Below are 14,514 nucleotides of genomic sequence, written 5' to 3'. Positions count from 1 at the left end.
AGTCGGTCCTGAACAACCCGTCTCACCCCCTGATACCCTTGTGATTCCCCACATCTTTGATCACATGGACATTCCCAGAACGATGTCATCAAGCCGGCGCCTCCCCTTCCAGATAACCTCGTTCCCCGGTGGCCTGTCATTCTTTCTGGCCAGATAGCCGCCAAGGCGCGCCACCAGGATCACGCAGTCATGCAGCGTCTCTGGCTCAGGCACCTTGTTCTTCCAGCGTACCGTCACCAGCGCCTTCAGAGCCCGGATCTCCTGCTCCGTGAACACCACCCTCGGGTCGGCCTCGGGTTCAAGGCGATTGAGCATCGTCATCCACATCAGCCGCCATGACAGAATGCAGTACACCGCCATCAGGTTGCTCAACCGTTCTGCGGTGCGAAGCTGCGCGTCCTCGGCCTTGCAGCCCGATTTCATCACCTTGAAGAACGTCTCGATGTTCCAGCGCATCGCATACCAGTCCAGCTTCTCGATGGCCTGCTCGCGCGACTGAACCGGCAGATCCGTGATCAGCTTCCAGCTCAGGGGCTTGCGATTGAGCGGCGCGCCTCGCTCCGTGGCGTGCAGTACCGTCAGCGTCAGCTCGGGCAACTCCTTGTGCTTCTGCGGCGGCCGTATCCGCAGACGCCGATGACGCAGCGTCACGGTCGCCTCGTGCGCATGGCCCCAACGATCACGAAAGAACACCCGGTGCAGGCCCTTGACCGGCGCGTCGGCCATCTCCTCTTCCACTGTCTGCTGGCCGTTACCTGTCGGGCGATCCGTGCTGGTGCGCACCAGGAAATGTGTGCCCAGCTCCCTGGCCGCGTAAAACAGCGCGTAGATGTCGCTTTCGCGGTCCGCGATGTGCACGCATCGCCCGGACTCCGCCTGCAGCAACGCCGTGGCCTGCTGCAGCCCCTCGACCCAGCGATGACTTTCCCTGTCCTCGACACGCTTGCGCGCGGCCCTGCCTGCTGCCTGATCCTTGCTGAATTCCTGCCGGTTCCAGAACTGCAGCGCACACAGCCCCAGGGGCAGCGCATCCTGCGTGATGGCCAGACTCGCGTGCATCAGCATCCCGCAGATCCGCGTCTCCTCCTCGGCTCCCGCCAGCCTGCCCAAAAAACCCACATCCTCTGGATACAGCCGATCAAACGTGAACGAGGTTGTATCGTGCAGCACCAGAATCTGCCCCTCGCTTTGTTGCACGCGACGCCGTGTGGCCTGCAGGTGCCCCGAAATGATCGCCTGGACGTCCACCCGATCATTGGACAGCATCCGGTACGCTGCTTTCGTCGCAGCCCAATCCTCGAACGAGGACGGAATCGAGTTGGTCACATCCTTGCCGAGATGACGCATGATCTCGCCCAGGCGTGCCTTCAGACGCGCATCCGGCATCTGCGCGCCACTGATCTCTTCGTCAACCCACTGGGTACCCAGATCCTGCACTTCAACCTCTGTCCGATCTGCCTTGCCCATTGCAGCGTCCTCCGGTTCGGCTTTGCCTCGTTCTCTTCCTCTGAATTATGGGCGATTCTCTCTTGTCATGTTGATTTCATTGAGAAAGTTGTGGGGAATCACAAGCCTGATACCCAGTGTCTGACCCCGGGAACCACCCTGCAGAAATTGCAGGATTTGCGATCATAGGGGCTCGTTTTCTTGCAATTTCTCCGGGGTCTTCATGGGTCCAAAGCCATCACAACCACAGACTGGCGAGCTGTTCGGGTATCCGCTGCGCGATCACCTGAACCTGAAGCATCCGCTGATCCTGCTGGGCGACCGGATCCAGTGGGAGCGCATCGATGAACTGGTGGCGGACCAGTTCAAGTCCCGTACGGGGCGGCCCGCCACGTCCCCTCGTCTGATTGCCGGGCTGCTGTATCTGCAGCATGCCTTCGACCTGTCCGATGAGGAAGTGGTGGCAACCTGGGTGGAGAACCCGTACTGGCAGGTCTTCACCGGGGAGACCTACCTGCAGACCAGGCCGCCGATTGATCCGTCCAGCCTGACGCGCTGGCGCAAAAGGCTGGGCGAGGCTGGCGTGGAAGAGATGCTGTCTTTGACGCTGGTTCTGGCGCAGGAACTTGGCATGCTCAGGGAATCCAGCCTGAAGACGGTGATCGTGGACACGACGGTCATGCCGAAGGCGATTGCGCATCCAACGGATTCCCGGCTTCTGGAACGTACCAGACAGCATCTGGTCAAGGCTGCCAGGGCGTGTGGCCTGAAACTGCGGCAGAGCTACAGTCGTGTGGCCCCTCAGCTGGCGAGGCAGGTGGGCCGCCATGCGCATGCGAGACAGTTCAAGCGGATGCGAAATGTGCTCGGCAAGCTGCGCAAACGGGTCGGGCGTATATGGCGGGATATCGACCGGCAACGAGAGCAGGTGACCGGCCCATTGCGTCAATGGCTTGATGACCTGATGGCACGGGCCGAACGGATTCTGACGCAGCAGCCGAAAGACAGGAACAAGCTGTACGCACTGCATGCGCAGGAGGTGGAGTGCATCAGCAAGGGCAAGGCCCGAAATCCCTACGAGTTCGGTGTCAAGGTCTCGATCACCACGACGCACAGGGAAGGTTTCGTTGTGGGCGCAAGATCGATGCCGGGCCGGCCGTACGACGGCCACACCCTGTACGAAGCACTGGAGCAAGCGTCGATTGTGGGAGATTGCCGTATCGACACTGCCGTTGTGGACAAGGGCTATCGCGGTGCTGACGTGCCGGGCGTGAGAATCCTGCGATCAGGACAGAGGCGAGGCGTGACCCGGGGACTGAAGGCGATGATCAGACGCCGCAGCGCCATCGAACCGACGATAGGTCACATGAAGACCGATGGCAAACTTGACCGGAACTGGCTCAAGGGGGCATTGGGAGATGCACTTCACGCAGTGCTGTGCGGTGCCGGACACAACATCCGGCTGCTGCGTTTTTGCGCTTTCATTTTGCTGTCGATTCTGGCCTGTGTACGGCTGATGCTGCCGGATCGGTCAGAAATAACGTTGTAGACGGCAGAGCGGCACCAACCCGGTCCTGTCCAGTCTCTCGGTCGTTCCGTTCAGCAACAGGCTGACGTGCGGATTCTGGGTTGTTCAGGACTGACTCCATAGCAAAAGGGGATCGTTTTTTCCCACATCATGGGTAGCATCCTTTGGCTGCAAGGGGGGGCAATAACCCTCCCTGCACACTCGGTGTCCTGCTCATTGATTCAATCCTCTTCACCATCTCCCCAGAGCCATTTTTCATGCGAACCCCTTCCGAACTCCACGGCATCACCCACCTCGGCAGCCAGGGCACCGAGTACCGCGCCGACTACGCCCCCGACGTGCTCGAAGCCTTCGACAACAAGCACCCGGACAACGACTACTTCGTGAAGTTCGTCTGCCCGGAGTTCACCGGTCTGTGCCCGATCACCGGGCAGCCGGACTTTGCCACCATCATCATCCGCTACATCCCGGCGCAGAAGATGGTGGAGAGCAAGTCGCTCAAGCTGTACCTGTTCAGCTTCCGCAACCACGGCGACTTCCATGAGGACTGCATCAACATCATCATGAAAGACCTGATTGCGCTGATGGACCCGAAGTACATCGAGGTGTTCGGCGAGTTCACGCCGCGCGGGGGCATTGCCATCCATCCGTTTGCCAACTACGGCAAGCCGGGTACGCGCTTCGAGGAGCTGGCGCGGGAGCGGCTGTTCTTCCACGACCAGCAGTAGATCAAGTGTGTTGGATTGTCCGGGCCATGACAGCGTTTCGCCTGTTTTTGTTGGGGTCACTGCAAAAACCCTGCGGCACTTTGATCCGCATGCCCGGGCAATCCAGCACATTGCCATTTGCCACCCCATGGCGCCTTCTGGCTCATCCCGGCCAGGCGTTCAAAGCGCTCGCAAACGTGTGCAAAGGGCTTTGCATTTTCACGGCTGGGCTATTCCACCGGCCCGTCCCCCGGCATACTACCGTCCCGTCTCCCCTGTCCCGGCGCGGTAGCCGCCGTCCTCCCATGGCTCAGTCTCTCCCGTCCTTTCACTTCACCGATGCCCAGCAGCTGCGGGCGTTGCGCTGGCTGGTGGCCTTTCACATCCTGGTCATCGCGTCGAGCAACTATCTGGTGCAGTTTCCGTTTTCGTTCACGCTGCCCAGCGGGTTCGTGGTGCACTCCACCTGGGGGGCGCTGAGCTTTCCGTTCATCTTTCTGGCCACGGACCTGACGGTGCGGATCTTCGGGCAGCGGCTGGCACGACGGATCATCTTCTTCGTGATGTTTCCGGCGCTGCTGCTCTCGTACGTGATTTCGGTGCTGTTCCACGACGGGGCGTGGACGGGGTGGGGGGCGCTGGCCTCGTTCGACCTGTTCGTGTTCCGCATTGCGCTGGCCAGTTTTGCGGCCTATGCGTTCGGGCAGGTGATGGACATCTTCGTGTTCAACCGGCTGCGAGGCCTGCGGGCGTGGTGGCCGGCGCCCACGGCGTCGATGTTCGTGGGCAATGCACTGGATACGGTGCTGTTCTTCTCGATTGCCTTCTACGCCAGTGTGGATCCGTTCATGGCAGAGAACTGGCCACACATTGCGCTGGTGGACTATCTGTTCAAGCTGACCATCTGCATCCTGATGTTCGTGCCGGCCTACGGGGTACTGCTGAATGCGCTGACGCGCCGGCTGACGACTGTACAGGACGCGCAGCGCCCCTGATTCCGCCCAACGGATGCCCGAGGGAGCCAGGACATCGCCCCCGGGGTGCCCGGAATGGCGCCAGGCCGCCCCTCATGGTGTGCAAACCAGCGGCCTGTCTGCCTGACTGCCTGACTGCCTGACTGCCTGACTGCCTGACTGCCTGACTGCCTGACTGCCTGACTGCCTGACTGCAGCCATTGGATCAGCCCTGCGTCAGGCGAATTCGGTTGAAGGCAGCCTGCCACGGCTCCATCACAGAATCTCATCCAGCTTTTCGATGGGGCGCACCAGCCGCACGCCCTTCGGGGTTTCGACCAGCGGGCGTTCGACCAGCACGGGCAGCGTCAGCATGGCCTCGAAAATCTCGGCATCACTGGCGTTGCGGGCCAGCAGGGCTTTGGCCTCTTCCTGTTTGGTGCGCAGCACATCACGGGGGGAGAGACCGGCCTTCTTCAGCAGGGTCTGCAGCTGGTCACGCTGCCAGCCGGTCTTCAGGTAGTCCACCACCACCGGCTCGTGGCCGGACGCGCGAATGGCGTCCAGCACCTTGCGGGAGGTGCTGCAGCGGGGGTTGTGATAGATGGTGATGGTGTCTGCCATGGCGGGGGTTTCCTGAAGTCCTGAAGGTCGGAAAGGGTCGGAAGGAGCCTGAAAGGGCCGAAACGGCTGACGTTATCACACAACCCCCACCAGGCCCTCCAGCCTTCAGAGGCCCTGCCTCCGGCACACTCCCCCAGACACGACGCCAACAGGCAGAGTCAGACCGGAGCATCGGGGGTACGATCAGGCACTCATCGCCTCACCCAGCCGCACGCGCTGGCCGGGCTGCCAGGCGGTGGTGAGTGCGGGGGCGCCCTGCGGGAACAGCATCACCACGGTGGAGCCGAGCAGAAAGCGCCCCATCTCTGCACCTTGTTCGAGACAGACCGGTTCATGTTCGCTGGTGACGGTGCCAGAGTACAGCACGGGGCCGATGGTGGCGAGGTCCACACCTGACCGGGGGGCAATGGCATGATCACCCCCGCCATCGGCACGGCCTGCGGGATACATCCACCGCCGGATCCGGCCCGGCCGCGGCGGGTTGACGGTGCCGTGCCAGACGGTGGCCATGCTGCCGACGATGGTGGCCCCCACCAGCACCAGCGCCCAGGGGCCAAAGGTGCCGTCGAACAGGCAGACGACGCGTTCGTTGCGGGCAAAGAGGCCGGGTATGCCGGCGGCGGTGGCGGGGCTGACGGAATAGAGTTCGCCGGGGACGTGGATCATCTGCCGCAGCTGCCCGGCACAGGGCATGTGGATGCGGTGATAGTCGCGCGGGCTGAGGTAGATGGTGGCAAACCGGCCATCGGTGAAGTGGCTGGCCAGGGCTTCGTCGCCACCCAGCAGGGCGGTGGCGCTGTACTGGTGCCCCTTGGCCTGGAAGATGCGGCCGGCGTGGATGTCCCCCAGCTGGCTGACGGCGCCATCGACGGGGCAGATGAGCGGGGCATCGGCCAGGGGGCGGGCGCCGTCGCGCAGGGCGCGGGTGAAGAAGTCGTTGAAGGTGCGGTAGGCGGCCGGATCGGGGTTGGCTGCCTCCTGCATGGCCACACCGTAGTGGTCGATGAAGCGGCGGATGGCCCACTGGGTGAGTGCACCACCTTCGCGGTGTGCCCCGGCGCCGGCCAGACGGGTCAGGGCCTGTTTGGGCAGCAGTTTCTGGCAGATCAGGTGCAGGGACATGGCAGAGCAGGAGTAGTCGTGCTGCGCGGGATCGCCCCCGGGACGGCAACGCAAACCATCGGGGCGACGGCCGGCCAGGAGGCCGGACCAGCTGCCGCTTCAGCGGAAGACCCGCGATATTACAGCGGTTGCGGCGCTTGCGGGTAACACACTCAGGCCCCGCTTCGCGGCGCAGCCGCCGGAGGCGGCGGTGGCGCGTCGGGCAGGGCTGCCGGGCGGAAGCGCGGGGTGCAGATGGCCAGGAACACCAGATCCACGGGGCCGATGTTGGTGATGCGGCGCGAGTAGCCGGCCGGGATGACCACCACGTCGCCCGGTTCGAGGGCGGACAGGGTGTGGTCGCCTTCGGTAAAGGCGCGGTTGGGGCCGACCAGTTCGATGCGTCCCTGCCCTTCGAGCACGACGTAGCGTTCCTGGATGTTCTCGAAGCGGCGCAGCCGGGTTTCGGCGCTGGGCACGACGCGGATGCAGGCGATAGAGAGGTCCGGATCGGCGGGATCGTTGAGCCAGTCGGTCAGGAAGCAGCCGGGTTCGATGCCGCTTTCGGTACGGTGATCGTCCCGCAGGATCAGCGGTTTTGGAACATTGGCGGCATCGGTCTGGGCCATGCGAACCCCCTCCCCTCGGTACAGGTCAGCGACCGGTCTGCAGGTGTGCAGGTCTTCGCGGGCTGGCTGTATCCGTGAAGCGGTCGGTTAACGGAAATATGAACAGGCACCGGGGTGCTGCCCGGTTCAGAGCGTATCAGGGACTCATTCGCCCCGCTCGGGATGCTACCGCCCCTGTTCCCGATCACCGCGTTTCCCTGGCCTGCAAGCGGCCAAATGATGCAGAAATCATACAGGTTGGCCGGCTGGAGCGCCGTATGCATGTCGACAGGCCACCGCCTGCAGTCTGGTGGCGGTCTGTCTGGCAAACAGCGCCGCGTCGGGCATCGGCCTGCGTCTGCCCATCTACCAGCCTGCCCGTAGACCGGTCGATCGGTCGACCGGTCATCGTCCGCGGCCGCCCAGCGGCACGGGCGGGGCTGGCTGGCCTGACGGGACGGGCGCATGCTGCCTGTCCATTTTCCTTTTTCTGTCACCTTGTGGGGATTCCCACCGTGCAAGTCGCCGGTCTGAACTTCAAACCTCTGGCCCAGTGGTCCCGTCATGCGGTGCTGACGACCTGGAGTTTCTGTACGCTGGCGCTGCTGATTCTGGCGCAGCGCGAGGCCTCGACCGATCTGGCCACGGACGGGCTGATGCAGACGGCGGTGCTGATGCTGCAGTCGCTGTCGCTGATTCCGGTGGTGGGGCTGCTGCACTGGATGTTCGTCAATCCGCACACGGAGGGGCTGCCGGCCCGCGAGGAATACGGGGTGCTGCTGAAGTATGTGCCGCCATTCTGCGTGGCGGTGGTGGCGATTTTTCCGTTCGTGCCGCAAATCTACGCACACTGTTTCGGCGGCGGTGTATCGATTCTGCTGGTGGCCACGCTGCTGGTGGAGGTGGCAGTGACGCTCAAGCGCTTTCCGGGGCTGGAGAGCCGGTTGGGGGTGCTGGGGGCGCTGCTGTGCGGGACGGTGCTGGAATTCGGTTTCATGCAGCGTACGTGGGGGCTGACGATCCTGTCGCCCAGCACGCTGCAGGTGATGACGGGCACGGGCCTGATGGTGTGGATCGCCGGCTTCTTCCGTCAGGCCGCCTCTCGCGAAATCCGCCTGAAGGGTGAGTTTGCGCAGATGGATACGGCGGCCCGCCAGCTGCACCGCATCTACAACACGTCGCCGGTGGCGCTGATGACGGTGAATGCCGACGGCACGCTGCAGCGCTGGAACCAGCGGGCGGCCGATGCGTTCGGGGGCGATCTGGCCAGGCAGCCGGTGCCACCGGTGCAGGCGCTGCTGGGTGAGTCGGTCACGACCCAGCTGGTGGCCGACCTGAAGAAGCACGGCCATCATCACAGCGAGCTGACGCTCTCACGCGGGGGCCAGGAGCGGGTGTGGGTGGTGGAAGCGGGCATGCGCGAGGCCGACGGCTTCGAGGTGGGCATGCACGAGGTGACGGCACATGCCCGGCGGGCGGCCACCTTCCAGGAAATTGCCGAGCGCGACGAGCTGACGGGGCTGCCCAACCTGATGGGCCTGCGCCGGATGCTGAACCGCCATCTGGGCCAGCTGCGCAGCAGCAGTCCGCTGAGCTGCGTGTACGTGGACATCCAGCGGTTTTCCAGCATCAACCGGATGTTCGGCCGTGCGGCGGGCGATGCGGTGCTGAAGACGGTGGCCGAGCATCTGAACCGCCAGGTGTCGGCCCCCGCCGCAGTGGGCCGGGTGCGCAGCGACCAGTTCCTGCTGGTACTGCCGGGCAACGAGCTGACGCTGACACGTTCGCAGGCCACGCTGCTGCTGGATCTGCTGTGCCGCACGCCGGTGGAGTATCAGGGGATGTCGATTCCGCTGACCGTGTCGATCGGGGCGGTGGAAGCGGTGAGCGGGCTGAACGCCGAGCGGCTGATCGAGTCGGCCCGGCTGGCCTGCGAGCTGTCGCGGGCGGAAGGGGCACCGCATCCGTATGCGGTGATGGCCGACAGTCCGGCGCTGGCCGATGCGGATGCGTCGCGCCAGTTCGGGCACCAGCTGCGACAGAAGCTGCCGGAGGCACAGATCCGGCTGCACGCGCAGGCGATCACGTCGCTGCGCACGGATGTGCCGATGCGTTCGGTGACGGTGCTGCCGCGCCTGCTGGGCGAGCATGGGCAGCTGCTGCCGCTGACCCGGCTGCAGCAGGCGGCGTCCGCCCAGGGCGCCTCGGGGGCGCTGGACCGGCTGCTGCTCACGCAGATCCTGCATGCGCTCAACACGCAGACGCATGCGCTGCCGGCCGACGGGGTGGTGATTTTCCGGCTGGGGCCGCTGTCGCTGGCCGAGCCTGGCTTCACGGGCAACCTGATCCGGCTGCTGGGCGCGGGTGATGCCCGCAATGCAGCCATCAACAGCCGGCTGTGCATCGAGCTGTCGTCCCAGGCGCTGCTGTTCGATCCGGAAGGGGCGCAGGCGTTCCTGAAGGATCTGCGGCTGATGTCGGTGCAGTCGGGCGTGGACCTGACGGACCTGGCCTCGAACCAGATTCCGCTGCATGTACTGGCGCAACTGCCGTTGCACCATGTGCGTCTCGATGGCCGGCGCTTTGCGGAACTGGGCACGAATGCGCATGCGCAGCGCGAGGTCACGGCATTGCGGGCGCTGTGCGAGTCGCTGGGCATCGAGTGCCTGATCGACCAGGTGAACAACCCGCTGGACCTGCGCCCGCTCAAGGAACTGGGCATCGATCTGGTACAGGGCAGTGCGGTGTCGGGCATCCGGCCGCTGGAGGATGTGCTGGCCGGACGCGAGGAAGAGGGTCTGCTGCCGGCCGGGGTGATGATTCCGGTTTGAAGGCCGGCAACACCGCATACCCCCGGGTTGCGCTGCCCATCACCGGGAGGCGCCTGCCACGGGCATGACAGGCCACGGACAGGGGACGCGTGCATGGTGCGATGTGTCCGGTCATCCGGCGGCGTGTCGATCACCGCACACGGTCATTGTGCCCGGGATGGGATGCGGCATGTTCAGTCATCCAGCGGCTCGTCGGCCACCAGTTTCAGCACGATGTCGCCATAGGTTTCGAGCTTGCGGGCACCGACGCCGGCCACCTCGCCCAGCTCGCCCAGGGTGACGGGCTGGCGCCGGGCGATGTCGCGCAGCGTCATGTCGTGGAAGATGACGTAGGCGGGCAGACCGCTTTCGCGGGCATGCTGCGCACGCCAGGCGCGCAGGCGTTCGAAGCAGGCGGTGGCGGTGCTGTCCAGGCCGGCTTCGAGCGTGGCACCGATCTTGACCTTGCTGCCGGTCTTCGTGTTGCGGCGGCGGGTGCGCGGCCCCGGTTCGCGCTCGACGGTCTCGCGCAGGCGCACGGTCTGCTCCCCCTTCAGGATGGGACGGGCGGCCCCGGTGAGCGAGATGGTCTGGAAGCGCTCGACATCGATGTGAATGTAGCCGGCAATGGAGAGCTGGCGCACCACCGAGCGCCAGCGGGTCTGACTGACATCGGCACCGATGCCGAAGACGGGCAGCAGCTGGTGGCCGTTGGCACTGACCTTGTCGGTGAGCTGGCCGCGCAGCACGTCGATGATGTGACCGGCCCCGAAGGCATGGCCGCTGGCCTTGCTGCAACGGTACACAGCCGACAGGAATTTCTGCACCATGATGGTGCCGTCGATGGTCTGGGGAGGCGAGAGGCAGTTGTCGCAGTTGCCGCACGCGCCCCGGTACATTTCGCCGAAGTAGCCGAGCAGGCGCACCCGGCGGCAGTCGGTGGCCTCGCAGAGTGCCAGCATGGCGTCGAGCTTGCCATTCTGCACGCGCTTGAATTCTTCGCTGGCATCGGATTTTTCGATGAAGCGGCGCTGCTGCACCACGTCGGCCAGGCCATAGGCCATCCACACCTCGGCAGGCAGGCCATCGCGGCCGGCGCGGCCGGTTTCCTGATAGTAGCCCTCGATGGATTTGGGCAGGTCCACGTGGGCCACGAAGCGCACGTCCGGCTTGTCGATGCCCATGCCGAAGGCCACGGTGGCAACGACGATCATGCCATCCTCGCGCTGGAAGGCATTCTGCACCTCGGTCCGCTCGGCCGACGTGAGTCCGGCATGGTAGGCACGGGCATTGAAGCCCTCTTCCTGCAGGAAGGCCGCCACCTCTTCGGTGCGGTTGCGGGCGGTGCAGTAGACGATGCCCGATTCCCCATCGTGACCGCCGTCGCGGATGAAACGCAGCAGCTGGGCGTTGGGGTCCTGCTTCTCGACGATGTTGTAGCGGATGTTGGGCCGGTCGAAGCTGGTGACGAAGGGCCGGGCGTTTTCCAGCATCAGCCGGGTGACGATTTCCTGCCGGGTGAGGTCGTCGGCGGTGGCGGTGAGCGCAATGCGTGGCACCTGCGGAAACTCGTCGGCCAGACGGCCGAGACCGATGTATTCGGGCCGGAAGTCGTGCCCCCACTGCGAAACGCAGTGGGCCTCGTCGATGGCGATCAGCCCCAGCCGTGCCTGATGCAGCAGGGCCAGACAGCGTTCGGTAAGCAGCCGCTCGGGGGCCACGTAGAGCAGCTTCAGCTCGCCACGGCGCACCTGGCTCTCCACCGTAGCGGCTTCCTGCGCCGTCAGGGTGGAGTTGAGATAGGCGGCCGGCACGCCCAGTTCGCGCAGCGCGGCCACCTGGTCCTGCATCAGGGCGATGAGCGGCGAGACCACCACGGCCACGCCATCGCGCATCAGGGCGGGAATCTGGTAGCAGAGCGACTTGCCCCCCCCGGTGGGCATCAGGACCAGCGCATTGCCACCGCCGGCCACGTGCTCGATGATGTCGTGCTGCATGCCCCGAAAGGCGGGGTAGCCGAACACGCGATGCAGGATTTCTTCAGAACCCATGGGGGAATGCAGGCAAGGGAGGGACAGGACAGGACAGGACAGGACAGGACAGGACAGGCGGCATTCTACTTGGGAGCATCCCGGGATTTCCGTGGCCCTGTCCATATGGCTCAGGTCATGTGGATCGTCCGTTTGTCTGGCGCTTCGGGGCGCCGGACACGATGCCGGTCGTGTGTGTCGCCATGCCTGCACACCACCGGGCCAGCACGCCGCGGACCACCTGCGGCGACCGGGTATCTGCAGCGCCGGACCATGGTGTGCCGACCGTTCATCTGCTCCACTGCGCCGCCTGGGCGGCCGTGTTGCTGGCTATAACTATGCTGGGAATACGGTATTGGCAAATGGCTTAGCATTCAGCCACTACGATTTCGTTGCCGTTTTCCTTTTCATGAACCTGCAAATGTCCCTGGACACGTCATCGGAACTGCGATCGTTCGTCGATGATCACCCCACGATGGTGGTTGCCGATCTCTGGCGGCTGATGAACGAGGCCCCCAGCCAGGGACGTCATGCCGACTTCGACCTCATCGCCGAAGGGCTGCTGCGGGTGATCCTCTGCGAAGAGGTGCCCGTCGATGTGCAGACCGCCGCGCGCGAGCTGTGTCAGGCCTATGCGGCCCAGTCGCTGCGCACCACGTTCGGCTATACCGAAATCCGGCTGCAGAAGCTGCACTGAACCCTGCTGGCCCCGGCTGCAGAAGCTGCGCCGGGCACTGCTTGCCACAGGCACTGCAGGGGCTGGCCCATCAGGGGCCTGCAGGGGCCAACCCATCAGGGGTCTGCAAGGAACGAAGACTCCTTCGGAAGCAGGGGCTGCAGATGGATGGAGACGCACCGCACGGCCCACACCATTCATGGTGGACGACTGGACGCGGCCGCCTGGCCATCAGGCGCTGAATCGCCCGTCAGGCAGGGAAGCAAGGGGCAGTCCAGAGCACTGCCCCTTGTACCGGTCATGATCAATGCCCGGCGCTGCGGGCGATGCTGACGGTGGTTTCGTTGACGATGGAACCCACGCCGGAGGAACGGTAGCCGGCCTGGGTATCTTCCTGCCAGAACCAGCGGCGCGGGGCTGCGCTGGCTTCGAGCGACAGATAGGTCTGCAGGTTCAGCTTGCAGAAGAAGTCCAGCGAGGTCAGCGAAGAGAAGAACGGGGTGAAGCGGCGGTTGATGGCATCGGGATCGTCGGTGCGGCGGGCCTCGGCCAGGGCGATCTGGATGGGCTCGCCTTCGCCACGCACTTCGAGCAGGCGCCCGTCCAGGTGCTCGATGACCTGGGCGATGGCGGGGAATCGGGCCGGATCGTAGATCTCCAGCGGTGTGCCCCGCTGGCCCAATCCCCATACTCGGTACTCGGAATACCCTGCACTTCTATCGACGTGTGGCATCTAATAGCTCCTGATCCCGGTGTCAGGGGGCAGCCTCCGCAGGTTGTGCCGCCAGGCCGGTGGTGCATGTGCATGAACCGCCGGACAGGTTTCTGTCATGCCACTTGGCGGGCAATTCCGGCAGAAACCGCAGAGGAGGAAACCAGACCCTGACTGGTTGCGTTGAGTGCGTCCCCCGCCGCATCCACCCGGGTCATCCGGGCAGCGCGTTCAGGCGCCGCAGGTGCAATTAACGCATTTTCAGGCCGTTCTGCGTACAACGATTACAAACGGTATCTCGCGCAACATTAGCATTCATTTGCATCCGCATTGCGTTACCGCAATGCAGGAAAACCGCAGATTTTCGTCGTGATTTCACAACGTGAAGTCGTTGTGAAACAACGTTTTATGCTGCATTGCAGCAATTCCGGGTTCCGATAGGGGTACTTCACCGGTCCTGCTGGCCTGCCGCACACCCCGAGACTGGGGGGATGGGATAACCCTGATACCGATATTTTGCATTGCGGAATGTTATCTCACGATAAGCAAAATGACGGTTCCGGAATGTCTGCACGAATACGGACACTCAGTCGCCCTTGCGGCGGAAACGGTAGATGGCCTGGGTGGCGCGCTTGACCGGGAAGTGGGTGATGATCCGCCCCTCGGACAGAAACACCTTCTCCATGATGACCAGCCCCAGCCGGGTGGCCAGGTCCTCGAAGTCACGCGGGGTGGTGAGGTGCAGGTTGGGCGTGTTGAACCATTCGTAGGGCATCTCGCGCGTGATCGGCATGCGGCCGCGCAGGATGGACCAGACGTGGAACCAGTGGCCGAAGTTGGGAAACGACACGATGCCCTCGCGGGCCACGTGACCCATGTCTTCGAGCACCTTCTCGGTGCGCTGGGTGGCCTGCAGGGCCATGGACAGCACCACCACGTCGAACGGGTCGCCGGCCATGAACATCTCCAGCCCGTCCTCGATGTTGCGCTGGATGACATCCACGCCGTGACGGGCGCAGGCCTGTACCTCGGCATCGTCGATTTCCACACCGTAGCCGTGGCAATGCTTGACGCGCTCCAGATGCGCCAGCAGGGCACCATCGCCGCAGCCCAGGTCCAGCACGTTGGCATAGGGACGGATCCAGCCGGCAATGATGGCCAGGTCGGCCCGCAGGGGCTTGGCGGCCGCAGCAGCGGCAGACGGCGACAGGGGCGCGCCAGCGGCCTGTGTGGCCGGCACGGAACGGGCAGCGGCCGATGGTGCGGGAGCAGCCTGGCCGGCACCGGGCTGGCCGGAGGCTGCGGCATGGCCCTGCGGG

The 14,514-nt window shown here is 64.4% G+C and carries 12 protein-coding genes; 5 read left to right on the top strand and 7 right to left on the bottom strand.

What is annotated here, in order from left to right:
- Window positions 1–60: 60 nt before the first annotated feature.
- A complete protein-coding gene (locus tag EHV23_RS10685) occupies window positions 61–1,467 on the bottom strand; it encodes an IS4 family transposase (protein ID WP_125096058.1) in 1,407 nt (468 codons plus the stop codon).
- Window positions 1,468–1,669: 202 nt separating this feature from the next.
- On the opposite strand from EHV23_RS10685, the gene EHV23_RS10680 reads away from it, so the two are divergent.
- The 3 genes from EHV23_RS10680 (at window position 1,670) to EHV23_RS10670 (ending at window position 4,676) form a co-directional block, all read left to right on the top strand.
- On the top strand, window positions 1,670–2,995 hold the full coding sequence (locus tag EHV23_RS10680; protein ID WP_125096057.1) for an IS5 family transposase: 1,326 nt from the start codon (window positions 1,670–1,672) through the stop codon (window positions 2,993–2,995).
- A 236-nt stretch (window positions 2,996–3,231) separates the two neighbouring features.
- Window positions 3,232–3,702, top strand: coding sequence for a preQ(1) synthase (queF, locus tag EHV23_RS10675; RefSeq protein WP_125096056.1), 471 nt, complete (start codon window positions 3,232–3,234; stop codon window positions 3,700–3,702).
- 284 nt (window positions 3,703–3,986) lie between these two features.
- Window positions 3,987–4,676, top strand: a complete 690-nt coding sequence (locus EHV23_RS10670) for a 7-cyano-7-deazaguanine/7-aminomethyl-7-deazaguanine transporter (protein WP_125096055.1) — start codon at window positions 3,987–3,989, stop codon at window positions 4,674–4,676.
- Between the two features lie 234 nt (window positions 4,677–4,910).
- Here the strand turns inward: EHV23_RS10670 and EHV23_RS10665 are convergent, their stop codons facing one another.
- The 3 genes from EHV23_RS10665 to EHV23_RS10655 all read right to left on the bottom strand — a co-directional run bounded on the left by EHV23_RS10665 (window position 4,911) and on the right by EHV23_RS10655 (window position 6,988).
- Window positions 4,911–5,258, bottom strand: a complete 348-nt coding sequence (locus tag EHV23_RS10665; RefSeq protein ID WP_125096054.1) for an arsenate reductase family protein — start codon at window positions 5,256–5,258, stop codon at window positions 4,911–4,913.
- A gap of 183 nt (window positions 5,259–5,441) precedes the next feature.
- A complete protein-coding gene (gene asd / locus EHV23_RS10660) occupies window positions 5,442–6,380 on the bottom strand; it encodes an archaetidylserine decarboxylase (protein ID WP_125096053.1) in 939 nt (312 codons plus the stop codon).
- 152 nt (window positions 6,381–6,532) lie between these two features.
- Window positions 6,533–6,988, bottom strand: coding sequence for a cupin domain-containing protein (locus EHV23_RS10655; RefSeq protein ID WP_125096052.1), 456 nt, complete (start codon window positions 6,986–6,988; stop codon window positions 6,533–6,535).
- 494 nt (window positions 6,989–7,482) lie between these two features.
- Here EHV23_RS10655 and EHV23_RS10650 point away from each other — a divergent pair, with 494 nt between their 5' ends.
- Window positions 7,483–9,798, top strand: coding sequence for an EAL domain-containing protein (locus tag EHV23_RS10650; protein WP_158615937.1), 2,316 nt, complete (start codon window positions 7,483–7,485; stop codon window positions 9,796–9,798).
- Window positions 9,799–9,971: 173 nt separating this feature from the next.
- On the opposite strand, the gene recQ is transcribed toward EHV23_RS10650, so the two are convergent.
- Complete coding sequence (recQ, locus tag EHV23_RS10645) at window positions 9,972–11,828, bottom strand: DNA helicase RecQ (protein ID WP_125096050.1); 1,857 nt, start codon at window positions 11,826–11,828, stop codon at window positions 9,972–9,974.
- A 400-nt stretch (window positions 11,829–12,228) separates the two neighbouring features.
- Here recQ and EHV23_RS10640 point away from each other — a divergent pair, with 400 nt between their 5' ends.
- Entirely contained in the window at window positions 12,229–12,504 is a 276-nt protein-coding gene (locus tag EHV23_RS10640; protein WP_125096049.1) for a hypothetical protein, read from the top strand.
- 283 nt (window positions 12,505–12,787) lie between these two features.
- Here the strand turns inward: EHV23_RS10640 and EHV23_RS10635 are convergent, their stop codons facing one another.
- Window positions 12,788–13,216 (bottom strand): hypothetical protein, encoded by a 429-nt coding sequence (locus tag EHV23_RS10635; RefSeq protein ID WP_125096048.1) that lies wholly within the window; start codon window positions 13,214–13,216, stop codon window positions 12,788–12,790.
- Window positions 13,217–13,781: 565 nt separating this feature from the next.
- On the bottom strand, window positions 13,782–14,405 hold the full coding sequence (gene metW / locus EHV23_RS10630; protein ID WP_125096826.1) for a methionine biosynthesis protein MetW: 624 nt from the start codon (window positions 14,403–14,405) through the stop codon (window positions 13,782–13,784).
- Between the last annotated feature and the right edge of the window lie 109 nt (window positions 14,406–14,514).

It is taken from the genome of Lautropia dentalis, assembly GCF_003892345.1.
GTDB lineage: Bacteria > Pseudomonadota > Gammaproteobacteria > Burkholderiales > Burkholderiaceae_E > Lautropia > Lautropia dentalis.
The sequence above is the reverse complement of the archived record's forward strand: the minus strand, read 5'-3'. Positions and strand labels throughout refer to the sequence as shown.